Source organism: Pseudomonas sp. SIMBA_067 (genome assembly GCF_046534675.1).
Classification (GTDB): Bacteria; Pseudomonadota; Gammaproteobacteria; order Pseudomonadales; family Pseudomonadaceae; genus Aquipseudomonas; species Aquipseudomonas putida.
The window spans coordinates 1-249 of sequence record NZ_JAWRYH010001013.1; the positions used below are offsets into that span (position 1 = coordinate 1).

General features: G+C 61.8%; 1 pseudogene. It reads left to right on the top strand.

From position 1 onward, the window contains the following. Positions 1-141: 141 nt before the first annotated feature. Positions 142-249 (top strand): annotated as a pseudogene (locus SB765_RS32275) (amidohydrolase); the annotation flags it as partial.

A 249-nucleotide genomic window follows, 5' to 3' on the forward strand; every position in this document is an offset into this window, starting at 1 on the left:
GCGGATGATCAGGGGGCTGCTCATGGGGTGGGCTCCAGGCGAAGTGGAAATGCCTCCAGCATAGCGGTTTGCCCGCTTCGGCTGAACCGTCTCGCTTAACGGCCGGTCTACTGTTTTCGCCCCCTTGGAAGGAAGCTGCCCATGATTGCCAAAGCGCTGGCTTGCGTGTTGTTGACGGGCTGGCTGTGCCAGACGGCACAGGCGCGCGACTACCGCTACAGCGATGCCCACTTGCACTACGTCGACTTC